Raw genomic sequence first — 25516 nt, 5'->3', positions numbered from 1 at the left:
TGTCAACCACCATGCGCCGATAGAGTCCGACGTGCGTGGAGAGCCGACATCTCCCCGGTATCACCGGGACGCCGGAGGTGCACATGGCACTGGTCGTGGTTCGGTTGCACCCTCTCGGGGACCCGGTCTCGGGTCCGGTCTTCTCGTCGATGCTGGAGGGGCTGACGATCCGCGTGGTCGATCTGTCCACTGCGGCGGGCGAGACCCAGATCGGCAGCCCCGCACGTTACGTGGCCCCGCCGCACCCGGCGCATCCCGAGCTGCCCCACCCGGACACCGGTATCGTCCAGCACTTCCGGCTCACCGGCCCGCCCCCGACGGGCGTGTTCAAGCCGCTGGCCGCGGCCACCGCGCTCTTCGAGGTCGCTCCGCCGCATCCACCCACGGGCCGGCCCGAACACGGCACCCGGGACCTGCGGATCGAGGTGGCACGCGACGGCGGTGTCATCCTCGTCCGCCGGATCTTCATGAACGTCCCGGAGGCCACCGGCGCGATCCCGGCCGACCGTGGCGTGTTCCCCGGCATCGGCCCGACCTCGCTCTACCTCGCCCTGCCCCCGGCGGACGCCCGGATCGACCCGGCCGACGCGTACGTCGAACTCCCCGCCGACGGCAGCCCACCGCCCTACGACGGACTGCTGAACGCCGTCGCCCGGGTGCTGGGGCACGACCCCGGGACGCCGCCGTCCCTGACCGGACTGAGTGTGCCGCAGGCCCGCCATGTGGCCCGCGAGATCGTCTGGAACCAGAAGTTCCGGCCGATGCCCGCGCCCGACACGGCCGAACTGGGCAAGCTGTACACCACCCCCGTCGGCACGGCCGACGACGCCGAACGCGGCCGGTTCGAGGCCAGGCTCACGGCGTACTACGCCCAGGGCGACGCGGACGCCGAACGCCTGACCACGTACGTCTACGCGCTCGTCACGGCGGTCGACGCGGAGGCCCGGACGACGGCGGCCACCGAAGCGGCCCTCACCTTCCCCGTACTGCCGGGACAGACCGGCACCGGCGAGCGGTACACGACGGCACGGGCTCTGCTGACCGGCCTTCCCGCGACCGCCCGGTTCACCGTTCCCGCGCGCTACTTCTACGCGCTCGGGGCAGGCCTGCCCGTCACCCACGACGCCGACCAGCGCTACCGGTCCGCCGTCCTGGCCGACCCGGAGCGGCTGCGCGTCATGCTCAAGTCCGCCAAGGACGCCGGGGTGATCGACGAGCAGCCGCCGGCCACCCCGCCGCCCGTCCCCGCCGGACAGCCCCCGGTCGCGGACGCCCCCGCCATCGGCATCGCCCGGGCCGTGCGCCGGCTGCGGGCCCTCGGGGACACCTCCGGCAAACCGGCCCGTCTCGCCGCGGCCGGCGACGTCCTGGCACTGGTCACCGGCTGGCTCGCGGTCCCCCAGGCCGACATCGACACCGCGTTCTGGGACACCGTCGTCACGACGCACCCGAGCGGTCACCTCGATCTCGTGCTCACCGCGCTGACGCGCGGCTACGTCGTACAGCCCGGCGGCACCCCGCTCCGCGCGAAGATCCGCACCAGGCTCCGGCCCGCGGACGCGCCCGCCCTCTCCCGCATCACGGCCGCGCAGTGGGAGGCGTTCTTCCGCGACGCCCCGACCTGGCCGGCCGACCTGCCCGACTTCACCCGCCCCGGCACCCCGGACGAACGGCTCCAGGCCTTCGTCCGGGAAGTGCGCAAGTTCTTCGTCCTCGCCCCGGCGGTGCCGCCCGTCCCCGGGAACGCCCCCGACACGCCTCCGCTGCTGCGCGTGCCCGACGGCGACCCGATCAACCTCTTCACCGCCGCCTACCGCACCCGCGCCGGGGCCGACTTCGTGTTCGGCGGCACCAACGATCCAGGACACGTCCAAGGAGCGCTGACCGAGGTCGGGAACGCCCTGTTCACGGCGGACCCGCGCGGACGGCAGTGGCTCACGGCCGCGGTCACGACGGTCGACGACCTCATGCGGCTGGCCGCCGCCGTCCCGGCGCCGCTGCGCTTCTCCGTCGTCGAGGCCCTCTACGCCCGCGGCTTCACCAGCGCCGCACAGGTGGCCGCCCGCACGCGACAGGCCCTGCGGGACGCCCTGATCGGCACCGTCGCGGTCGACTTCGCCGACGCCCTCGGCACCGCGGCCGGAGGACCGGCCCCCGAACCCGGCGCGGGCGGCGACGGCCGGACACCGGTGCCGGTCAACCCCGACGGCCGCCTGGTCGACTGCCGGCCCCCCGACCACCTGTCCGCCCTCGGCCCCGTCGCCTACCTCAAAGCCCTGCTCGCCCTCCCCCTCACCGCCGACTGCCACGCCCCGGACGGAACACCGCACGGCGACGAGACCCCGGCCACCCTCGGCGACCTCGTCGTGGCCCGCCGCGGTCCCGTCGACCGGTTGCACGCCACCGCCGCGAACCTCACCGCCGCGGTCCCCGTCATCGACCTGGTCGACGAGTCCCTGGAAGCCCTCGCCGGCAACCCGGCGGCGGGCCGGGGCACCGTCCACGACACCTCTCCCGACGCGACCGACGAGGACCTCGCGGCCCGGCCCGAGCACTCCACCCCCGCGGTCCCCCTGCCGGCCGGTGCCTCCTACGCCCCCCTCGCCACCGACGTCAGCCACCCTCTCCTGCCCTACCACCAGCCGCTGGACGTCGCGCGCAGCCACCTCGACGCGCTGGGCACCTGCCGGTACGAGGTCATGCGGGCCTTCCGCCGCGACATCACCGAGTTCGTCATCGCCCCGGGCGCCGAACCCCCCGGGTTCCGCCGCACCGTCCGGCGCTACCCGCTGCGCCTGCCCATCGCCCTGGAGTTCCTCGGGATGAGTCCGCAGGAGTACGCCCTGCTCTTCTCCCCGGGTCCGGCCACCGGCCCGCGGACGGGCACCCCCGTGTGGGAGTACTACGGTTTCGCCCACCAGGTCGAGAACGACCGCTCCTGGACCGACCTCGTCGTCCGGCTGCCGCGCTTCCTCGACGCGACCGGCCTGGACTGGTGCGCCTTCCTCGCCCTGTGGCGCAGCGGGATCGTCCCGTTCGGCCGCCGAGGCCCGGAGAGCCGGGAGAGCCAGGAGGATCGAGGCAGCCGGGAGAGCCGCGAGGACCAGGTCCGCCCGGAGCCGGAGCAGCCCGCGTTCCCCGACTGCGAGCCGTGCCGGCTCGACGACCACGTGCTCGACCTGGCCCACCCCGTGGACGACCTGCGCCGCCTCGCGGTCGTCATCCGGCTGTGGCGGATCCTGCGCCGGGCCGGCACGCCCGCCCTCACCTTCGCCCAACTGGCCGACCTGGCGGCCGTGTCGCCGCTCTTCGGCCCGGACGGCTCCCCGAACCCCGACTTCGTCCGGCAACTGGCCGCACTCCAGCTCCTGCGCCACCACTTCGGCCTGCCCCTCGGGCCCCCGACGGCGCGGCAGGACGGACCCCCGGCCCAGTCACCGCCGGGAACGGCGCGCAGCCCGCTCCTCGCGCTGTGGGCCGGCCCCGACGACCCGCACCGGGACTGGGCCGTCGGCGCGCTGCTGGAGCACACGGGCGGGCACGCCGTGCGCCGGTTCGGCTGCCGGCCGCGTCCGGCGAGGTTCCTCGAGATCCTCGCCGAGAACCTCGACCGGCTGTCGGCCCTCGCCGGATTCGACCCCGCCGATCCCCTGGCCCGCTGGCACTCCCGGCCGGCCCACACGCTGCGCTTCGCCGAGGTGCTGGCCAAGCTGTACGCCGGCGACCTCGGCGTGGGCGAGCTGCTGTTCCTCTTCACCGTCGAGGACCACGCGCAGGGCGACGACCCGTTCCCCCTGCCCTCGCCCAACGAGACCCGCGACGACCCCCTCACGCTGCCCGACGACGACACGGCCCACTCGCTGTGGCGGCTGCGGGAGCGGCTGCTCGCCGTGGAGCCGTCCGGCGGGGGCGACGAGGCCGCCGCCTGGTCGTGGTCGCAGGTCGACGCCGCCCTGCGCACCGAGTTCGGCTACACCGGCGCGCCCGGCTCCGGCCCGCTGTACCGGCTCGGGGCGCGTCTGTTCCCCGCGCTGCTGGAGGACGACGGCATCGTCGTACCGGTCGAGGACCGGCGCTGGAGCGCGCCGCTGGCCGGTTCACCGCCCGCGATGTGGAACACCCCGCCCGACGGCCCCTTCCGCCACGCCGTCGACCGGCTCACCGCGACCCTGCCGATGCGGGACGAGGAGGTCGCCGCGAAACTGTCCCGGATCCGCCAGCTCCGCCCCGACGAGCAGCACGCGGTGCGGGAACTGCTCGCGGGGCCCCGGGCCGACCTGGCACCGTTCGCGTTCCTCTTCGACGACGCCGAGGCGGCCCTGCGCCTCCTGGTGCGCGAGGACGACGAACGGAAGCGGTTCGCCTTCTTCGCCCGCTCGGTACGCCGGGCGGTGGCGCGGGCCGGCGTCGTCGCGGACCACCTCGCGGAGCACGTCGAGGCGGTGACCGGGCAGCGCCGCGAGGGGACGGCCGCGCTCGCCAGGACCCTGCTGCGGGCGCTGCGCGGCGACGAGAACGCGGGCCTCGCCCCCTGGGAGAACGACGCGGGGACGGCGCCCGCCGTGACCTGGGACGGTGTGCACGGTGCCGCGCCGGCGGCCCTGCTCGCGGTCACCGGCACGGGGCTGCTGGGCGAGTACCGCCGGGTCACCACCGCGGGCCCGGGTCCGCTCGTCTGGCGGCAGCCCACCTCCGCCCTGCGCCTGTTCGGTCCGGGCCGCGACGAGGTCGCCGTGGCCGTGCCCGGCCTGGTGCCGGGGCTGGACGCCGCGCTGACCGTGCGGCAGGCCCGGTTCGCCGGGGCCCGCAACGGGTTCGCGCTGAGCGACCCCACCGGTGAACCGCTCGGCGCCGCGGAGGGCTTCGCCGTCCGCTGGACCGGCAGCCTGCTCGTCGAGACGGGCGGCGCGTACACCTTCTTCGCCGGTGCTCCCGGGCAGGACGGCGAGGTCCCGGACGCCGGGGCCGCGCGAGCCCGGCGCTGGCGGGTGGTCCTGCGCCGGGGGCAGCGGGTGTGGGTGGTCCTGGCCCGGCACTGGCCCGGCAGGACGGGCGCCCCCGAGTGCGCGGCCGAGCTGGAACTGCGCCGTGGTGCCTACGACGTGGACATCGAGTTCGTGCAGCCGGCACCGGAGTTCGCCGAGGCCGACGACGTGCGCCCGGCCACGACCGGGTTCGAACTCGCCTACAGCGGCCCGGACTCCGGCGGCCGCCCGATCGCCCTGCCGCAGCACCGGCTCTACCGGCGCACCCAGGACCCGGGTCCCCTGGACCGGAACCTGGAGGACCTCACCGACACGGAGCGGCGCGCCCTGCGGGAGCGGTACACGGGCTCGCTGCGCGATGTGCGGCGCACCTACCAGCGGGCGTTCAAGGCGCTGCTGCTGGCCCACCGGCTCGCCCTGTCCGCGGCCCCGGTGGCGGACGACGGGCAGGGGGAGACCGGCTACCTGCTCGCGCACCCGGACCGGTTCTCCGGAGCGGCCTACCGCGCGGAGGGCGGCGCCCACACCGTCCACCTGGCCGGCTTCGACCCCGACCTGCTGCCGGTCGCCGACCCCTATCTGGCACCTGATCCGGCCGCCGACCAGCGGGTCGCGCCGTCGACGGTCCGGCAGCAGGCGCTGACCGACATCTGGGAGCGCCTGTTCGACTACACGGTCACGCGCGCCGAGACGGCGGGCTCCCCGGAGCGGCCCTTGTGGCTGCTGTTCCACGAGTCCGCGGAAGGCCACCCCGACCTGCCCGCGGATCTGCTCCGGTACGTCGGCGTGGACCTGCTGCGCACCCCGCTCGTCACGCTCTTCGCCGGCGGGCCCGCCCTGGTCGGCGACGATCTCCTGGACGAGCGCTGGCCCATCCGCGTCCGGCACGCGGACCTGCTGCTGCGCCGGGTGTCGCGCCGCTTCCTGGTCGCGGACATCCGGGCCGCCCGGCCGGATCTGTGGGCCGGCGACGATCCGGCCGGGGGGAACGCCAACCTCACCGCCTTCGTCGCCGACGGCCTCCTGTCGGCCGGGCCGCCGCGCCGGCATGCCGATCTGCGCGCCCTGGACGACGGGCTGCGCGAACGCGGCCGCGCCGCACTGCTGGCCCACCTCACCCGCTTCGACCGGGTCACCGGCGTCGGCGGCGTCCCGGTCCGCGAGGCCCGGCACCTCAGCGACCTGCTGCTCCAGGACGTCGAGGCCGGACCGTGCGAACGGGTCAGCCGCGTCGACGACGCCATCGGCGCCGTACAGGCCCTGGTCGGCCGGGCTCGGCTGGGCCAGGAGCCCGGCTGGGAGCCCACGTCCGGGTTCCTGGCCCTGTGGGACGCGCGGTTCGCCCGCTACCGGCTGTGGGAGGCCTGCGCCCGGCGGCGGTTCTACCGCGAGAACTGGGTGGACCTCGACGAACTCGCGCTCGCCCGGCGCAGTGAGGCGTTCGCCGTCTTCGAGGCGGGGCTGCGCCGGGGCACGCTGACCCGGCCCGAACCGGGCGGACTCGACGTGTGGGCGCAGCCCCCGGCGCCCGAGCACCCGGGGGTGGCTCTGCTCCAGGTGCGCGACCCGGCCACGTTCCACGGTGTCGACCCCGCCCGGCACGGGTTCGACCTGCTCGGGACGGACCGGCGGCACGCGCGTCCCTCGTGGCTGGCCGCGGTGCACCCGCCGTCCGGCGACGCCGCGGTGGAACCGCCGTCCGGCGACCGGACCCACGTACCGTCCGAGGGCGGCGGGGGCGACGACCGGGAACCGCCGGACGACGGCGGGAACGGCGGCAACGACCACCGGTCACCCGCCGGTGGCGGCAACGACGGAAACGACCACGACCCGCCCGCCGGTACCGGCAACGACGGAGACAACCACGAGCCGCCCGCCGACGGCGGCAACGGCGCCGACGGCCACGAGCCACCGGGCGACGGTCCGGTCGCCCTCCGGACGGCCGGGCACGACGAGGGCGACGAGGGCGACGAGGGCAGCCAAGACGGCGAGGGCGGCGGGGACGACGGTCCGCGCTCCTCCGCGGCGGTGGAACTGCCCTGGTGGACCGAGGCACCGGTGCGGCTCGGCACCCGCTTCCTGCGGGTCGCCGCCGCCGGGGACCCCACCGTCACGGCCGGGCCCGCGACGACCGGCCCGCTGCCCGCCGTCGCCGCGTCGTCGTGCTGCGCCACCTGCGGCTGCGCACACGGCCCGCTCGTCGACGAGTACTACTTCTGGCTGGTCGACGCCCGGCTCCACGACCCCGTCGAACAGGACCCGGGCTGGCCCTGGCACGAGCCCGACCAGTTGCCCGGCCTGCTGGCGTGGCCCCAGCGGCGTGCCGTGCGGCTGGCCTGGTGCCGCGTGCGCCACGGGGAGTTCGGCCCCGTCCGCCACAGCGACGAGGCACTGCGCTGCACGGACGGTGCGTCGCTCGGCCTCGCCGGGCGGACCGACGACTCGGTCCACCTCGTCGTCACCGGCGGCATCGCACCGCCGGGGCACGCGGCGCAGCCGCCCGGGTTCCGCTACGACATCGCCGTGGACGACGTCGTCGTACTGCCGCAGGCCGTGGCCGCGCCGCCCGCGCCGCGGCCGCCGGCCGGACCCGTGCATCCCGGCCGGTTGCCCGCCTATCCCTACTTCGTGTTCCACAGTCCCGGGGCACCGCTGGTGCCGGCCTCGCCGCACGCCCCGGCGACGGCCGTGGCGGCGGCGCTGCGCGCGCACTGCCGGCCCGGTGCCGCGCTCGGCTGGTACCGGCTCGCCGCGGACGTCGCCCGCGGCGACGCCTCCTGGCTGCGCTGCCCCGACGGGGACGAGCGGTCGCGGCACCGCGGATGCTGCACGGACAGCACACGCGCCTCGGAGGAGGACGTCCGGCGGCGCAGCATCGTCCTGCACCACGCCGAGACACTGCTGGAGTGGGCGGACGCCCTGCTGCGCTCCGGAGGGGGACCCGAGGAGCTCGACCAGGCGCGGGTGGTCCTCGACGGGCTCCAGGCGATCCTGGGCCCGCGGCCGCGTCGGGTCCTCGACACCGGTGCCGCGCCGCCCTGCGAGACGCCCACGATCGCCTCGCTGGTCCCGCACCCGGCACCGCCCAACCCGCGGCTGATCGGGCTCTACGACAGCGTCGAGGACCGGCTGTGCCTGATCCGCGCGTGCCTGGACGCGCGGCGCCTGCCGGCCCCGCGGCCGCCGGACGGCCCGTTCGCCGGGAGGGCCGAGCCGGTCGGACGGATCGGCTGCGACGACGTGTGCGCTCCGGACAGTCCGTACCGCTTCGCCTTCCTGGTGAGCCGTGCCCGTGAACTCGCCGCGGAGGTGCACGCCCTCGGCGTGGCGTTGCAGGGCGCGTTCGAGCGCGGGGACGCCGAGTTCCTCGCGGCCGTGCGCGCGGACCAGGAGCGCCAGGTGCAGGCCCTGTCGGTGCAGACCCGTCGGGTGCAGTGGCGTGACGCGGACTGGCAGGTGCAGGCGTTGCGCAAGACGAAGCAGATCGCCCTGACCCACCGCCGCTTCTACGCCGACCTCGTGGAGAGGGGGCTGGTCCAGGGGGAGAACGACTACCTGTCGCTGACCGAGCAGTCCGTGGGCAGCCACGGCACGGCGATCCCGCTGGAGGCTACGGCGCAGGCGCTCGGCTTCATCCCCGACATCTGGCTCGGCGTGGCGGGCATGGGCCCGCTCAACGCCAACCAGCTGCCGCTGGGCACGAAGCTGGCCGGGGTGTTCTCCGCGGCCTCGCGCATCGCCGGGATCTTCGGCACGATCGCGGGGATCACCGCATCGGAGCGGCTGACCGAGGCCGGCTGGGACCGCCGGGCGGCCGAGTGGCGTCACCAGGTCGAGATCCACGACATCGAGATCGAGCAGATCGAGCGGCAGATCCTGGCGGCCGAGCGCCGCCGGGACGCGGCGCAGCACGAGCTGGACGAGCAGCAACTGCGCTGGGAGCAGGCCCGCATCACCGAGGAGATCGTCCGGGACAAGCTCACGGGACACGCCCTGTTCCTGTGGCTCCAGCAGGAGACGGCCGCCCTCCACCGGCAGGCCTACGAGCTGGCCGCCCGCGCGGCGGTGCAGGCGCGGCGCGCCTTCGCCCTCGAACGCGCCGTGCCCGCCCCGGACTTCCTCGCCGACGCCCGCTGGGACCGGCTGCACGAGGGGCTGCTCGCCGGTGAACGGCTCGGCCTCGCCCTGCGCCGGATGGAGCAGGCCTACCTCGACCTCGACGACCGCGAGTACGAGCTGACCAAGCATGTCTCGCTGCGGCTGCACGCGCCGGTGGAGTTCCTGCGTCTCCAGGCCACCGGCCGCTGCGAGTTCGAGCTTCCGGAGTGGCTGTTCGACCGGGACCACCCGGGCCACTACCTGCGCCGGATCAAGAGCGTCGCGCTGACGGTGCCCTGTGTGGCCGGTCCGTACACGGGCGTCCACGCGCGGCTGGCCCTGCTGGCGAGTACGACGCGGGTCAGTCCGCTGCTGACGGAGGAGCCGGCGCCGTGCTGCCCGGCAGGGCCCGGTGACCGCGCGGCCGGCCGGGCGCGCGGCGGGAGCCGCGGAGGTGCGCCGGGCGAGGGATGCGGGTGCGGGTGCGGGTGCGGGCGCGGGTGCGGGTGCGGGTGCGGGCAGGGAGGCTACGTGCTGCTGCCCGAGGATCCGCGCGCCGTCCGCAGGTACGCGGCCCGGGAGGCGGTGGCCACCTCCACCGGCCAGAGCGACAGCGGCATGTTCGAGGTCCGCTTCCGGGACGAGCGCTACCTGCACTTCGAGTACCAGGGCGCGGTGAGCCGGTGGCTGCTGGAACTGCCCCAGGAGGACAACCAGTTCGATCTGTCGAGCGTGAGCGACGTCGTGCTGCACCTGAACTACACCGCGAGGGAGGGCGGCACGGCGCTGGCGCGGGCGGCGCGGCGGGAGGCGCGCGAGCGGCTGCCCGGCGACGGGCTCCGCGTGTTCGACGTGGAGCAGGACCTGCCGCAGGCGTGGTCCGCGTTCCGCCGCGACGGCGAGGACGAGGAGCGGCGGCTGCCGCTGCGGCTGTCGCGCGCGATGTTCCCGTACCTGCCCGGTGACCGTGCGCTGCGCGTCCGCCGGGTCGAGTTCTTCCTCGAGGCCGGGCACGCCCGCCCGTCGCTGCACCGCCCGGTGCGGTTCAGGCCGCCCGGTCGCCGCCGGGCCGAGGAGTTCGAGGACGTCGAGTGCGTGGCGTCGCGCGACTGGCCCGGCCTGTTCCACGGCGTGCTGCCCGGCCTCGGCGCGGAGGGCGGCCCGGCGCTGGCGCACGGCGCACGGGAGGCCGACCTGGGCACGGTGACGGTGCCGCCGGGGTTCGGTGAGGTCTCGCGGCTGTGGCTGCTGTGCGGCTACGAGGCCGACGGCCGCGGGCGGGAGGGGCGATGACCGGCCTGGACCAGGAGGCGATCGGGGCCTTCGACGGCACTGAGCGGGACGGCACCGGGCAGGGCTCTGCCGGGCCCCGGCCGGATCCGCTGCCCGGGGCGGAACTGCCCTCCGCCGGCGGGGCGGTCCGCGGGATCGGCGAGACGTTCGGCGCGGACGCGGTGACGGGCACGGCCTCGTTCGCCGTTCCGGTGCTGCTCACGGCCGGCCGCGACGGCTTCGGCCCCCAGCTGTCGCTCGGCTACGACAGCGGGCAGGGCAACGGGCCGTTCGGGGTCGGCTGGTCGTTGCGGCTGCCGTCCGTCACCCGGCGCACCGACCGGGGCCTGCCCCGCTACGACGACGCCCACGAGTCCGACGTCTTCGTCCTGTCCAGCGCCGAGGACCTCGTCCCCGCCGGTCCGGACCGGCGGGAGGGCGGCCACCTGGTGCGCGGCTACCGTCCCCGGGTGGAGGCGGGCTTCGCCCGGATCGAGCGCTGGACAAGCGTCCACGACGCCGGCGACGTGCACTGGCGTTCCTGGTCCGCGGAGAACGTCCTGACGGTCTACGGCGCCGACGCCGACTCCCGGATCAGCGACCCGCGGGCGCCGGAGCACGTCTTCTCCTGGCTGATCAGCCTGACCCGGGACGACCGCGGGAACGTGATCGCCTACGAGTACGACCGCGGTGACGGCGTGCGGGACCGGGCGCAGCGCTATCTGCGGTGTATCCGGTACGGCAACGCCGTACCCCTCCTGGACGACGCCGGGGAGCGCCCCGCCTCGGTGACCACGGCCGAGCTGCGCGCGATGCGCTGGCACTTCTCGCTCGTCCTCGACTACGGCGGCCACGACCCGGAGCGGCCGGGCCCGGAACCGGACCGGCGCTGGTCGCCGCGCCCCGATCCGTTCTCCTCGCGGCGCTGCGGGTTCGAGCTGCGCGCCGAGCGGCTGTGCCGGCGGCTGCTGATGTTCCACTCCTTCCCCCTCGAACCCGGTGTCGGCGACGACTGCCTCGTGGCCGCGACCGAGCTGACCTACGCGCCGGCCCCGGCGCCCGACGAGGCCGTCCGCCCGGTCTACGCGGAGCTGACCGCGGTCACCCACGCCCGCTTCCGGCGCAGGCCCGAAGGCGGGTACCGGCGCAAGGCGTTCCCGCCGGTGGAGATGGCCTACAGTCAGGTGGCCGTCCGGCACGAGGTGGAGGACGTGGAGCCGCGGGAGCTGGCCCGGCTGCCGCACGGCCCGGGCCGGCTGCGCTGGCTGGACCTGCACGGCGAGGGCATCCCCGGTGTCCTGAGCGAGCATCCGGGCGCCTGGTACTACCTGCGCAACCTGAGCGGGCACCCGGCCGGGCGGCCGCGGGTGCGCCTCGGCGACCCGGCGCCGGTGCCGCGGCTGCCGAACCGGACCCTGGCCTCGGGTGCGCAGTTGCTCGACCTCAGCGGGGACGGCCGCCTGGACGTCGTGGACCTGACGGGGCCGCGGGCGGGGCTGTACGAGCAGGACGAGCAGGGCGGCTGGCGGCCCTTCCGCCCCTTCACCGACCCGCTCGTCGGGGATCCCCGGGCGGATCTGCGGCTGCTCGACGTCACCGGTGACGGTCTCGTCGACGCCCTGCGCCTGGCGCCCGACGAGCTGGGCTGGCACGAGGGGGCCGGCGTGTCGGGCTTCGGCCGTGAGCACCGGGTGCCGGTCGATCCGGCGCAGTGGCGGGGCACGCGCGTGCGCTTCGGCGGCGACGGGAACGGCGCGCTGCTGCTGGCGGACATGACCGGGGACGGGCTGCGGGACCTCGTCCGGATCGACTGCGCCCAGGTCTGCTACTGGCCGAACCTCGGACACGGGCGGTTCGGTCCGCGGCACCTGCTGGAGAACTGCCCCCGCTTCGACACCGACGACCGCTTCTCCCCCGCCCGCGTGCGCCTGGCCGACATCGACGGGACCGGCACCAGCGACATCGTGTACCTCCACCCCGACGGGCCGCGCCTGTACTTCAACCAGTCCGGCAACGGTCTCAGCCGCGAGGTCCGGCTGCACGGGCTGCCGAGGACCACCGACGTGGAGGACTGCGACGTCGTCGACCTGTTCGGGAACGGCACGGCCTGCCTCGTGTGGACCTCTCCCCTGCCGGGGAACGCGGGCCGGGCGGTGCGCTACGTCGACCTGATGGGCGCCAAGCCGCATCTGCTGACCCGGACGACCAACAACCTCGGTGCCGAGACCCGTGTCCACTACCGCTCCTCGACGTCCTTCTACCTCCAGGACGAGGCGGCGGGCCGCCCGTGGCGCATGCGGGCGCCGTTCCCGGTGCAGGTGGTGGAGCGGGTCGAGTCGGTGGACCTGGTGGCCCGGCACCGGCTGACCACGCGCTACGCCTACCACGACCAGTATTTCGACCCCGTGGAGCGGGAGCTGCGCGGGTTCGCGGTCGTCGACCAGTGGGACACGGAGGACGTCGACGCTGCTGGGGAGGGGGACCGGGAGAACTCCGGCCCGGCCGTGCTGGTCGCTCCCGTCCACACCCGCAGCTGGTTCCACACCGGTGTCCGGCTCGGCGGCGGCCGGGTGAGCCGTCTGCTGGCGCACGAGTACGACGAGGGGTGCGCCCGCGACGGCCTGCCGGACAGCCGGCTCCCCGAGGGCCTCACCCCGCAGGAGGAGCGCGAGGCCTGCCGCGCCCTGAAGGGCAGGCTGGTGCGGCAGGAGGTGTACGGGCTCGACGGGTCGGAGCGGCAGTCCGTGCCGTACAGCGTGCTGGAGCAGAACTTCACCGTGCGGCTGCTCCAGCCGGCGGGCCGCAACCGGCACGCGGTGTTCCTCGCCCACCCGCGGGAGCAGCTGACGGTCCGGTACGAACGCGACCGGGACGATCCCCGGGTCACGCACGCGGTCACCCTGCGGGTCGACGACTTCGGCCAGGTGCTGGAGGAGGTGGCCGTCGCCTACGGGCGGTCGTCCGCGGACCCGCGGCTGACGGCACCGGTCGACCGGGAGGAGCAGGCCCGGACCCTGGTGACGGCCACGGTGTACGAGCACACCGAGCCGCTGCTGGACGATCCCGGCCACTACCGGCTGCCGCTGCCCGCGCAGCAGAGCACGATCGAGGTGACGGACGTCGTCGTGCCCGAGGACGGCCGGCTGCGCTTCGAGGACTGGACCGGACCCGGTGCGCCGGCCGCCCGGCCGCACCGGCTGCTGCGGCGCACGCGCACCCTGTACCGTCCCGACGACCTCGGCGGCGCCGACCCGCTGGCCCTGCTGCCGTTCGGCCGGGCGGGGCGGCGGGCCCTTCCGGGGCTCGGCCTCACCCTGGCGTTCACGTCCGGCGTCCTGGCCCGCGCCCTGGTCCGGGACGGGCGGCCGCTGCTGGCGCCCGGGGAACTCGACGCGGTCCTGCGCGAGGGCGGCTATGTGCCCGGTGACGTCCCCGGCGAGTGGTGGGTGCCCTCGGGGCGGACCTTCCTCGGCCCGGCGGGCGCCTTCCCCGGCGAGGAGGCGGAGGCGGAGTTCGCCTACGCGCGGGCCCATTTCTTCCGGCCGCGCCGTTACCGCGACCCCTTCCAGGACGGTGTGACCGGTGCCGACCGCGAGGTGCGCCACGACCGGTACGACCTGCTGCCGGTCGACACGGTGGACAGCCTCGGCAACCGCAGCACGGTCGGCGAGCGCGGGCCGGACGGACGGCGCGAGGAATCGGCCGGCGGCGGCGTGGACTACCGGCTGATGAAGCCGGTCCTGGTGACGGACGCGAACGGCAACCGCTCCGCCGTGGCGCTCGACACCCTCGGGCTCGTCGTGGCGACCGCGGCCATGGGCAAGCGGGGCGAGGGGCTCGGGGACTCGCTGGAGGGGTTCGACGACGCGTTCGTCGACGCACCGGCCGGGGAGGACGCCGACGACGCCGGCCTCGCCGACGACGCCGAGCGGCTGCTGCGCGGCGCGACCCGGCGTCTCTGCTACGACCTGGAGGCCGTCCGCCGTACGGCGTCCGGGCCGGTGGTCCGGCCGCTGTCGGTGCGGACCATCGTGCGCGAGCGGCACCTGAGCGATCTCGCGCCGGGCGAGGCCTCGCCCCTCCAGCAGAAGTTCGTCTACGTCGACGGGTCCGGGCGGGAGATCCAGACCAAGAGCCAGAGCGACGAGCCGGGCGGCTGGATCTCCAGCGGCTGGAAGGTCCACAACAACAAGGCGAACGTCGTCCTGTTCCACGAGCCGTTCTTCACGCACACCCCTCGCTACGAACCCGGCCGGCGCGAGGGGGTGTCGACGGTCCGCTGCTACGACGCCGCCCAGCGGCTGGTGGCGACCGTCTTCCCCGACGGGACCTACGCCAAGCGGGTGTTCGGCGCCTGGTGGTCGAGCACCTGGGACCGGGCGGACACCGTGCTGGCCGATCCGCGTCACGATCCCGACATCGCCGTGGCCACCCGCGGGCTGTCCGGTCTCCTCCCCGCGCGGTGGCGGCCGTGGTACGCGCAGCGCGTGGACGGCGGGCTCGGCGAGGCCGAGCGGCGGGCCGCCCTGGCCAGCGCGGCCCACGCGGACACCCCCGACGTGGAGTGGTCCGACGCGCTGGGCCGGACCGTGCTCGTCCGGCGGACGGACGGGTGCCGGGCGGTGGAGAGCCGGGTGGTGCGGGCGATCACCGGCGAGGTGCTCGCCGTGCACGACGCGATGCCCGACGAGGATCCGCGCGGGCGTGCCGTCAGCCGCGCCGACCACGATCTGCTGGGCCGGGTCGTCCGGCACTGGGCGCTCGACTCGGGCTCCCGCCGGCAGCTCGCCGACGTCCTCGGCCGGCAGCTGCGCACCTGGGACTCCCGCGGTCACCTCACCCGGACCCGCTACGACGCCGGGCGCCGTCCCGTCGCCGTTCTCGTCACGGGCGCCGACCCCGAGCGGCCCGGGGCCGAGGTGACCGTGGAGCGTGTCGTCCACGGGGAGGGCCTGGCGGACGCCGAGCGGCGCAACCTGCGCGGGCGTGTCCACCTGCGCTACGACCAGGCGGGGCTGTCGGTGTGCGACGGCTATGACTTCAAGGGGAGTCCGCGGGCGTCCACGCGGCGGGTGGCCGTGGCCTACGACCGCGTCCTCGACTGGGCCGAGGACCCCGCGCGCCCGCCGGAGGACGACGTCCTGGAGCCCGCGCGCCTCGACGCCTCCACCCGTCTGGACGCTCTGCACCGCCCGGTCGTGCTGGCCACGCCCGGGCTCGGCGGACCGGGGAGCGTCACCCGCTACCGCTACGGCCGCTCCGCCCGGCTGTGTGCGCTCCAGGTGCAGGTCGAGGGCGAGCTGGGCCCCGACGGTCAGCCGGTGTGGACGGACGTCGTCACCGCCGTCCACTGCAACGCCCGCGGACAGCGCACCCGGATCGAGCGCGGGAACGGCCTGGTCACCGACTTCGACTACGACCCGCTGACCTTCCGGCTGGTCCGCACCCGCTCCCGCCTGGGGTCCAGGACCGTGCAGGACCAGCACTACACCTACGACGCCGCGGGCCATCTGGTCCTGGTGCGGGACGACGCCGTGCCGCCGGTCTTCTTCCGCAACCAGCGCGTGACGGGCGAGTCCGCCTACCGCTACGACGCGCTGTACCGGCTGGTCGAGGCGACGGGCCGCGAACAGCTCGGGCTCGTCGACGCGGGCGTCCGGCAGCGGCCCGGACGGCCCGTCGCGCACCCCGAGGACGGGATCGCGCTCGGCCGGTACGTGGAGCGGTACGCCTACGATCCCGCGGGCAATCTGCTGCGGATCGCCCATCGCGGCAACGACCCGCGGCACCCGGGGTGGACGCGGGAGTTCCATTACGCGCCGGGGTCCGGCAACCGGCTCCTCGCCACGTCCGGCGCCGACGGCGACGGCCCGCGGGAGACGTACGCGTACGACGCGCACGGGAACACGGTGGCGATGCCGCACCTGACCCGGATGGACTGGGACCACCGGGACCGGCTCAGGTCGACGTGGCGGCAGGTGGCCGACGAGGGCGGCGAGTCGCCCACGGCCGCCGTCGACCGGACGTACTACGTCCATGACGCCACCGGTGCCCGCACCCGCAAGGCGACACGGCGTTCCGGCGGCACGCCGGTGCACGACGAACTGTCCCTGGCCGGAGTCGAGTTCGTTCGCCGGCACGCCGGTCCTCATGCGGGCCTGGTCCGCACCGCCCTCGATGTGGGGGACGGCGCCGGCGTGTTCGCGCGCGTCGAGACCCGCAACGACGTGGACGACGGCTCACCGCGTCGCCTGGTGCGCCACCAGCTCACCGACCATCTGCGTTCGGTGGTGCTGGAGTTCGACGACGAGGGCAGGTCGCTGTCTGCGGAGGGCTACGCGCCGTACGGCGGCACCGTCTGGCGGGCCACGCGCGGGCAGACGGACGCACCGGTCCGCCGCGGCTTCCTCGGCAGGCAGCGCGACGACGAGACGGGCTTCTACCAGATCGGTGCCCGTTCCTACGTCCCCTGGCTGGGCCGCTGGCTGTCGTGCGACCCGGCGGGCCAGCTCGGCCCGACCAGCCGGTACGCCTACGCCGCGTGCGATCCGGTGAACCGGCTGGACGACAACGGCGCCTGGGACATCAGCTGGAAGGACGTCGCCATCGGTGCGGCGGTCGCCGTCGGGACGGTCGCCGTGGTGGCGGTCGTCGTGGCGAGCGCCGGCACGGCGGCGGCTCCGGTGATCGCGGCCGCCGCCTCGACGCTCGGCGTGAGCGTGAGCGAGTCCGCGCTCATCACCGGGGTGGCGGTCACCGGCACCGTCTTCGGTGTCGCCGGGACGGTGAACACGGCCAACGAGGTCGCCACGGGCAGGACGGTGACCGGAAGGGTGCTCAGCGACCAGGAGCGCTCCCGCAAGCTGGGCGCGCTGCCGGTCGAGGCGGTGGCGACCGTCCTGGGCATGCGGGGCATCTCCTTGGGAGGCGGTGGCGGAGGCGCGGCGCCGGGCATCGCGGCCGATGTGTCGGTCGGCGCCGACGGGGCCGCGGCGCTGACCCGGCCGGCCTTCGACTTCGGGTTCAGCCTGCCCAAGCTCGTCGCGAACGCCGAGGCCATCGCCCCCGCGCTCATGGCCACCGCCGTTCCCGTGGCCACCGCGATCGCGGGCGGGGGCGGGACGTCCGGCGGGTCCGGCGGGCAGTCCACCGAGCCGAACCAGTCCCCCAAGCCCCCGCCGGAACCGAACAGCTCGTCGGCGAACGACCCGGGTGCCGCCGCCTCCGACGCCGCGGGAGCCGCCACCAGCGGCACCGGCGCGGGCGGAGCCACGTCCGGCGGCTCGACGGCAGGCCCCAAGGTCGCCCCGTACAAGCAGATCGGCGGCCACCACATCCACCAGTCGGCCGCCAACTCCCCGGCCGGGCAGATCTCCCGCACGGGCAACCCCAACCACGGTGACGCCCTGGCCATCGAGCAGGGCGTGCCGGGCTTCACCGAGGCCGACCACAACCTGGCGTCCGCGCTCCAGCGCAACGCCAACCGCGCGATGTGGGGCAAGGAGATCACCGACGAGCCGATCGGTCCGGTGACGCTGACCGCCGGCGGAGAGGGCACGAAGCTCGGTTCGCCGTCGCCGTACTTCGAGGACATCAAGGCCTACTTCGCCCTGGTCGCCGCGGGCCGCCCGCCCGGGCAGTCCCTGATCGACGTGCTCCGCTCGCGGGCGCAGATCGATGCGTCGGGGGTCGAGACGGTGCGCGTCCCGACCCGTTGACGGGCCCGGCCGCCACGAGAGCCGAGCCCGTCGCCGCCGCCGTGCTCGCCCCTGTGGGGTGGCCGAAGCTTCGCGGCGCCCGTGCGTGGCGTCTTCCCCTGCGTCCGCCGCTGAGCCATCATGATCCGCCGTCAGCCTTTTGCTGATCACAAAGAGGTGAGGCGCATGGCCAGGCTCCGTATGGGTGAGGGTATTTTCCGCCGCAAACCCATTGAGCACATCGAGGAGACGGAACTCGTCGAGGGCACCCGGCTGGAACGGTCGCTCGGGCTGTGGCAGCTCACCGCGATCGGCGTGGGCGGCATCATCGGCGCGGGCATCTTCACCCTCGCGGGCACCGTGGCGAACGGTACGGCCGGGCCGGCCGTGCTCATCTCCTTCCTCATCGCCGGTGTGGCCAGCGCCGCGGCGGCGCTGTCGTACGCGGAGTTCGCGGGGCTCATCCCGAAGGCGGGGTCGGCGTACACGTACGGCTACGCGGTGCTCGGCGAGGTCGTGGGCTGGTTCATCGGCTGGGACCTGCTGCTGGAGTACACGGCGATCGTGGCGGTGGTGGCGATCGGCATCTCCGGCTACTTCAGCTTCCTCGTCAACGAGACGGGCGCCGATCTGCCCGCCTGGATGCTGGGGGCGCCCGGCACCGGCGGCGGGCACCGCATCGACCTGTTCGCCGCGCTGCTGTGCCTGCTCATCGCGTACCTGCTGAACCTCGGGATCAGGAACGCGGCCCGCTTCGAGACCGCGGTGGTCGTGCTGAAGGTGCTGGTCGTGCTGCTGGTCATCGGGGTCGGCGTCTTCTACATCGACACCGACAATTACACGCCGTTCTTCCCGTTCGGCATCAGCGGCGCGTTCACCGGTGCGGCGACCGTGTTCTTCGCGGTCTTCGGCTACGACGCGATGTCGACGGCGGCCGAGGAGTCGAAGGACGCGCAGCGGCACATGCCGAAGGCGATCCTGTACTCGCTGGCGATCTCGATGGTGCTGTACGTGGCCGCCTGCCTGGTGCTCACGGGCATGCAGGACTACAAGGACATCGACCCGGAGAGCGGGTTCTCGACGGCGTTCAAGTCGGTGGGGCTGAGCGGGCTCGCGGATGTGATCGCGGTGGGCGCCATCATCGGCATCCTGACGGTGATGTTCACCTTCATGCTGGGCGTGACCCGCGTGTGGTTCGCGATGGCCCGCGACGGGCTGCTGCCCGAGTGGTTCGCCAAGACGCATCCGACGCGGCACGTCCCGACCCGCGTCACCTGGATCGTCGGGTTCGCCTCGGCCGCCATCGCCGGGTTCCTGCCGATCGGCGAGGCGGCCGAGCTGACCAACATCGGCATCCTGCTGGCGTTCGTGGTGGTGTGCGCGGCGGTGATCGTACTGCGGTACCGGCAGCCGGAGCTGCCGCGGACGTTCCGTACGCCGTGGATGCCGTTCGTGCCGGCGGTGGGGATCGTCTTCTCGCTCTGGCTGATCACGTTCCTGCGGTGGCAGACCTGGGTGCGGTTCGCCGTGTGGTTCGCGCTGGGCCTCGTGATCTACTTCGGGTACTCGTACCGGCGGTCGGAGATGGCCCGCCGTTAGCCTGCGGGCGGCAGGGCGGCGACGTCCGGGGCCTGCTCGCCGAAGTGTCGCCGCAGATGCCGTCGGATGAACCGGTCGCCGCTGCGCAGCAGGTACGCGCGGCCCGCCGCGGTGCGACCGAGGACGTGGTGGCGCAGGAGGTTGGCGGCCAGCAGGGGCGGCACGGCCCAGGGCAGGGCCACCGGCAGGCCCAGGTCCCGCATGCCCCGGCGGCCGAGGAAGTAGCGCAGCATGCTCAGCAGCCGTGCCCGGGCGTAGGCGCGGCGCACCCGGGCGAAGCGGGTGAAGTGCAGGGAGCCCTGGGCCGCCACGAGGGCGTCGGCCAGCGGCGGTCCGGCCGCACCGCCGTAGCTCTGGGTGAGCAACAGATGGTAGTTGAAACGGTGTTGGGAGAGTTCGCGGTCGAAGAGCCACTCCTCGTCCACGCCCATCACGTGGCCCACGTACTTCCACAGGTGCATCAGGGCCCGCGAATCGGCGCGCGTGACACGGACCCCGAGGAGCCGGACTCCGAGCAGCTGGACCGCGTTGAACAGGCCGAGTGTCGCGGCCAGGTCGGACCGGTTGACCGGCAGTCCCCAACGCCCGGTGTCCCAGTGCTCGTTCCGCTCGGCCGCGTGGTTGACCAAGGCGTGCATGAGGCGGACGTGCACCGTGAGGCGGAAGCCCTGGCCGTCGCGGCGCATCGCGTCGTGGCCGGTGACCGCGGTCGCCCACCGCTGGGTCTCGGCGATCCGGCGCAGTGCGGATCCACCGGTCAGGCCGCCGGTCTCGACCAGCAGGTTCGGCGGTCCGTCGAACCGGTAGGAGCCGATCAGGGCCAGCTGCAACAGGACGTCGGCGGAGTTGCGGCCGAACCGGCGGGCCACCCGGCCGCCCTCGTCGACCAGGTCGAAGTCGACCCAGGCCGGTACGGCGTCGACCGCGGCGAAGAAGTCGCGCAGCGCCCGGGGCGCCGACGGCACCGCGTCGATCCCGTCGGCGAGGGCGCGCCGGAACTGCCTCATCGACACCCTCTCCGGATCCGCCGTGCCGGAGGTCCGCATGGCGCTCGCCAGCGCCGCCCCGATCTCGTCGCGCGCCATGAGCCGCTCGCCGATGGACGCCAGCAGCTCCGGGTCCACGCCGCCCCGGCGCAGCAGCAGCATCCGCAGCGGCCTGCCGAGCCGGCGGTTGAGGCTCTCGGTCTCGCGGAAGCGTCGCGGGTACGGGGCCGGGGGCGCCGTCACGTCGTCCGGCCCGTCGGGGCTCTCACGCTGCGCGGGCTCGTGTGCGACCATGTGTCGATGCTGACGGCTTCTCGTACTCGCGTTCAATTCGCGTTCTGACGCCCATGTCATCGCCCCGTCCCGGCGCGCGGCGCACCACGGCCGCTCGCGTCCCGCCGCGCAGGACGCCGCGCCAGGACCGGTCCCGGGCGACGGTGGAGCGGATCCTCGACGCCGGTGGGCGGGTGCTCGCCGAACACGGCTACGAGGGGGCGTCGACCAGCCGGATCGCGGCGGCGGCCGGGGTCAGCCCCGGATCGCTGTACCAGTACTTCCCGCACAAGGACGCCATCGTCTCGGCGGTTCTGGAGCGCTACAGCGACGCACTCGTCTCCCGCGTCACCGCCCGTATGTCGGGCCAGTTCGAGCAGTCCGCGCCCGTGGTCGTCCGGAGCACCCTCACGGCGCTGCTCGACGGACTCGACGTGGAGCCGCCGTTCCTGCGGGCGGCGGTCGAGGACGGCCCCCGGCTCGACGGCGGTCGCACGCTGCGGGCCTTCGAGCAGCGCATCGGGGAGCTGGTCCTCGCCTATCTGACGACACGGCGCCGGGGACTGCGGCCGGACACCTCCCTCGACACGGCGGTGTGGATGCTGGTGCGCACGGTCGAGCACCTCACCGTGCGGAATCTCCTCGACCGGCCGCCGATCCCGAGGGAGCGGTTCGTCGAGGAGCTCACCCACCTCGCTCTCAACTACCTCAGGCCGGCCTCGTGACGCCCGCCGGGGGCTCGGTGGGGTGAGGACGGTCAGAGACTCACGGCTTCGCCCGGCTCGAGGGCGAGGGCTTCGTACGCCTCGGTCGCGGCCGCGTCGAGGAAACGGGACAGTTCGTCGGGCCGGGTGTCGTAGAAGCCGGTGATGTGGAATCCGTCGTAGTGGATCGGCACCGCGATGCCCGCTCCCAGCAGTCGCGCGGCCACGGCCGCGTGCCCGGCGTCGAGCGAGGCCGGGTACGGACTCGCCGGCTGACAGTGCGGGAAGCACACGGTCGGCCCGTTGACGGGCGTCAGCACGGCGTCGAAGGGGCCGAACCGGTGGGCGGCGCGCCACCAGTAGCCGTGGAACATGCTGTCGCCCAGATGGATGACGCGCTTTCCGCCGGCCTCGACCGCCCAGGACACCTGTGGATCTCCGAGCGCGTCGACCGCCGGGACCGCCGCGACGGTGAACGGTCCCACCGTGGCGGTCTCCCACGGTCCCATCTCTCGACGGGGCAGATCCCAGCGGGTGAGTTCGCCGTCGGCCTGGAGCGTCCAGAGGTTCTCGTGGTCGTCGCCGCCGAAGGGCCGGGGGTGCAGCACCGTGCCTCCGGGGCGCAGTGCCCGGGCGAGCGCGGCCGCGTCCGTGTGGTCCCGGTGCAGGTGCGTGCAGAGCCCCGCGAGCACATGGCCCTGTGTGTGCGGGGGCGTGACCGTCGGCATGGGGGCCGACAGGCCGGTTCCCTCCAGGACGCCTTCGGGCCGGCCGAGCAGGTCGATGACCAGGCTCTCGCCCTGCGCTTCGAGTTCCACTCCGGCCCAGCCCAGCCATCTGATCCGCACAGCCGCCCCCTTGACGTACGATCGTTCGCCAAAATTTAGCAGACAGTCGTTCGCTAAACACCCGGTCCGAGGACATCCGCCGATGCCGCGGCGCGCCCCGCTTCCGGCCGGGCTAACGACCCCCCGAGCGCAGTAACCGGCCGCTGGCCCGCGGATCCTTCGCCGAGGCGCCCGGAAGGCGAGCCCACCGGCCTCCAGGGGCCTTCCTGTCGCGCCACGGCGATCGAGTCGAGTGGCACGCCGCCGGTGGACGACGGATGCTGAAGCCGGTTTCGGGAGGCCACGCATATGTGACCTCGCAGCGCCCGGGCCGCCATGGCCGCGCAGCGGACCGCACCCGGTGCGCGGCAACCGGCTCGGTGCGAGGCAACCGGACGCCGGTCACACCGGTCGACGCCGATCAACGTTCCCTCAAGGAGTTCGCATTGGTGGACAAATCTGCCGAGTCTCTCACGACGACCGTGCCGAATGAATCCGCGGTCGCCACGTGCAGCACCGGCGTCTCGCCGGCGGAGCGGACTCCGCCTGCGGACAGCAGCCCGTCGAGGGACGTGGAGAGGGAATTCGCCGAGATCCTCGCCGGCGTCATACGCGTCGACCGGGTGCCGTCCGACAGTGATTTCTTCGCGGACCTCGGCGGGAATTCACTGGTGATGGCCCAGTTCTGCGCACGGGTCAGGAAGCGCGCCGATCTGCCGTCCGTGTCGATGAAGGACGTCTACCGTCATCCGACGGTCCGCGGTCTGGCGACGGCGCTCGCCGGCACGGACGTCGCATCCGGAACCGGTACCGCCGCGCCGCGCGTCGCCGCGCGTCCACCGGCCCCGGCACCGCCGGAGGAGGTCTCCCCGGTCGGCACGCTGCAATACATCCTCTGTGGAGCGTTGCAGTTCCTGCTCTTTCTGGCCTATTCGTTCACCGCCGCACTGATCACCGCCCGCGGCTATGAATGGGTGTCCGCGGGATCGGATCTGCCCGACCTCTACCTGAGATCGGTCGCGTTCGGCGGCGCCGCCCTCGTCGGCATGTGCGTTTTCCCGATCGCGGCCAAGTGGATCCTCGTCGGCCGGTGGACCGCCCGGGAATTCCCGGTCTGGGGCCTGGCCTATCTGCGCTTCTGGACCGTCAAGGTGCTGCTCCACGCCAACCCGATGGTCCTCTTCGTCGGCAATCCCCTGTACGTGCTGTACCTTCGGGCCCTCGGCGCACGGATCGGCAAGGACGTCACGATCCTCTCCCGCTCGGTTCCGGTCTGCACCGACCTGCTCACGATCGGCGCGGGGACGGTGATCCGCAAGGAGTCGTTCTTCCTCTGCTACCGGGCGCACGCCGGCCGCATCCAGACGGGCCGGATCACCGTCGGCCGGGACGTGTTCATCGGCGAGAAGACCGTGCTCGACATCGACACGTCCCTGGGCGACGGGGCGCAGCTCGGTCACACGTCCTCGCTCCACCGGGGCCAGGCGGTCCCGGACGGCCAGCGGTGGCACGGCTCTCCGGCGCAGCGCACGGACGTCGACTACGTGCGGGTCCCGCCCGCCGGGTGCGGCGCCCTGCGCCGGGCCGGCTTCACGCTCGCCACCGTGGTCCAGCTGTTCCTCCTCGCCGTGCCGCTGGCCGTCGGGGGACCGTACATGCTGCTGACACAGGTGCCCGCGCTGAGCGACCGGCTGGGTCCGGGAGCGGCGGGACTGGTGTCGCCGGAGCTGTACGTCGACGCGTTGATCGTCTCCTCGGTCCTCTTCTTCGGCTTCGTCGTCGTGGGCGCCGCCGTTCTGTTCGCCGTCCCCCGTCTGATGAACCTGGTCATCGAACCGGACAGGGTGTATCCGCTGTACGGATTCCACTACTCGACGCACCGGGCGATCACACGCCTCACCAATGTGAAGTTCTTCAAATGGCTGCTGGGCGACAGCTCCTACATCGTCCACTATCTGCGCGGCCTGGGGTACGACCTGTCCCGGGTGGAGCAGACCGGGTCGAACTTCGGCACGGAAGTGCAGCACGAGACCCCCTATCTGTGCTCCGTGGGAAGCGGCACGATGGTCGCCGACGGCCTGTCCATCGTCAACGCGGACTTCTCGAGTACGTCGTTCCGGGTGTCCCGGGTGTCGATCGGGCCCCACAACTTCCTCGGGAACAACATCGCCTATCCGGCCGGGGGCAGGACGGGCGACAACTGCCTCCTCGCGACGAAGGTGATGATCCCGCTCGACGGCGAGGTGCGCGAGGGGGTGGGTCTGCTCGGCTCACCGTGCTTCGAGATTCCCCGGACGGTGGAGCGCGACTCCCGGTTCGACCACCTGCGGACCGGGGACGCGTTGCGCCGCAGCCTCGCCGCGAAGAACCGCTACAACGTCCGGTCGATGGTCCTCTTCCTGCTCGTACGGTGGCTGTACTTCTTCGTGCTCACGGCGGTCGCCTTCGCGGACGTCGAGCTGTACGACTCCTTCGGACATGTGTCGATCGCGGCGTTCCTGGTGTTCAGCCTGGTGTTCACCCCGCTCTACTACGCCCTGGTGGAGCGTGCCGTCGTGGCTTTCCGCGGGCTGCAACCGCGCCTGTGCTCCATCTACGAACCGTACTTCTGGTGGCACGAGCGGCTGTGGAAGGTGCCCGACGAGCACCTCCAGATCTTCAACGGCACCCCGTTCAAGACCGTGCTCTGGCGCCTCCTGGGCGTGCGGATCGGCAGCAGGGTCTTCGACGACGGCTGCTACATCACGGAGCGGCAGCTCACCACCATCGGGGACGGCTGCACCCTCAACGTGGGGAGCAAGGTCCAGTGCCACTCGCAGGAGGACGGCACGTTCAAGTCCGACCGCAGCACGATCGGCGACGGAGCCACCCTCGGTGTCGGCACCCATGTCCACTACGGCGTGACGATGGGCGACGGCTCGGTGCTCGCGCCCGACTCCTTCCTGATGAAGGGGGAGGAAGTCCCCCGGCACGCACGGTGGGGCGGGAACCCCGCCACGGAGATGCGGGACACCCCCGGTCCGACGGCGGCGGCGACGGCAGTGCAGCTGCCCTGACCGGCGGCGGCAGCGACAG

At 74.0% G+C, this 25516-nt stretch carries 7 protein-coding genes; 5 read left to right on the top strand and 2 right to left on the bottom strand.

The genetic code is table 11. The annotated features are described in order from the left end of the window. Positions 1 to 35: 35 nt before the first annotated feature. The 3 genes from ACZ3KJ_RS26330 (at position 36) to ACZ3KJ_RS26320 (ending at position 19651) form a co-directional block, all read left to right on the top strand. Positions 36 to 10376, top strand: coding sequence for a Tc toxin subunit A-related protein (locus tag ACZ3KJ_RS26330; RefSeq protein ID WP_467530561.1), 10341 nt, complete (start codon positions 36 to 38; stop codon positions 10374 to 10376). Next, positions 10373 to 18073, top strand: a complete 7701-nt coding sequence (locus ACZ3KJ_RS26325; RefSeq protein WP_467530560.1) for a SpvB/TcaC N-terminal domain-containing protein — start codon at positions 10373 to 10375, stop codon at positions 18071 to 18073. The genes ACZ3KJ_RS26330 and ACZ3KJ_RS26325 overlap by 4 nt, the downstream gene beginning before the upstream one ends. A 165-nt stretch (positions 18074 to 18238) precedes the next feature. Next, positions 18239 to 19651: an amino acid permease gene (locus ACZ3KJ_RS26320; protein WP_467530559.1), complete on the top strand. Its 1413-nt coding sequence runs from the start codon at positions 18239 to 18241 to the stop codon at positions 19649 to 19651. Here ACZ3KJ_RS26320 and ACZ3KJ_RS26315 read toward each other — a convergent pair. Then, the gene (locus ACZ3KJ_RS26315) at positions 19648 to 20931 is read right to left on the bottom strand and encodes an oxygenase MpaB family protein (RefSeq protein ID WP_467530557.1); all 1284 of its coding nucleotides are present in this window, start codon (positions 20929 to 20931) and stop codon (positions 19648 to 19650) included. The two genes, ACZ3KJ_RS26320 and ACZ3KJ_RS26315, sit on opposite strands and share 4 nt — an antisense overlap. A 53-nt stretch (positions 20932 to 20984) precedes the next feature. On the opposite strand from ACZ3KJ_RS26315, the gene ACZ3KJ_RS26310 reads away from it, so the two are divergent. After that, entirely contained in the window at positions 20985 to 21635 is a 651-nt protein-coding gene (locus ACZ3KJ_RS26310) for a TetR/AcrR family transcriptional regulator (RefSeq protein ID WP_467530555.1), read from the top strand. A 32-nt stretch (positions 21636 to 21667) separates the two neighbouring features. Here the strand turns inward: ACZ3KJ_RS26310 and ACZ3KJ_RS26305 are convergent, their stop codons facing one another. Next, positions 21668 to 22462, bottom strand: coding sequence for an MBL fold metallo-hydrolase (locus tag ACZ3KJ_RS26305; RefSeq protein WP_467530554.1), 795 nt, complete (start codon positions 22460 to 22462; stop codon positions 21668 to 21670). Positions 22463 to 22887: 425 nt separating this feature from the next. On the opposite strand from ACZ3KJ_RS26305, the gene ACZ3KJ_RS26300 reads away from it, so the two are divergent. Further along, entirely contained in the window at positions 22888 to 25497 is a 2610-nt protein-coding gene (locus ACZ3KJ_RS26300) for a Pls/PosA family non-ribosomal peptide synthetase (protein WP_467530552.1), read from the top strand. The last annotated feature ends 19 nt before the right edge of the window (positions 25498 to 25516 follow it).

The organism is Streptomyces sp. NPDC003248 (assembly GCF_055563235.1).
This window is presented reverse-complemented; position numbering and strand designations above follow the sequence as displayed.

Bases quoted from the DNA above. Each gene is read 5' to 3' on its own strand.
- ACZ3KJ_RS26325 (WP_467530560.1), top strand. From the start codon at position 10,373: ATGACCGGCCTGGACCAGGAGGCGATCGGGGCCTTCGACGGCACTGAG.
- ACZ3KJ_RS26320 (WP_467530559.1), top strand. From the start codon at position 18,239: ATGGCCAGGCTCCGTATGGGTGAGGGTATTTTCCGCCGCAAACCCATT.
- ACZ3KJ_RS26315 (WP_467530557.1), bottom strand. From the start codon at position 20,931: ATGGTCGCACACGAGCCCGCGCAGCGTGAGAGCCCCGACGGGCCGGAC.
- ACZ3KJ_RS26310 (WP_467530555.1), top strand. From the start codon at position 20,985: ATGTCATCGCCCCGTCCCGGCGCGCGGCGCACCACGGCCGCTCGCGTC.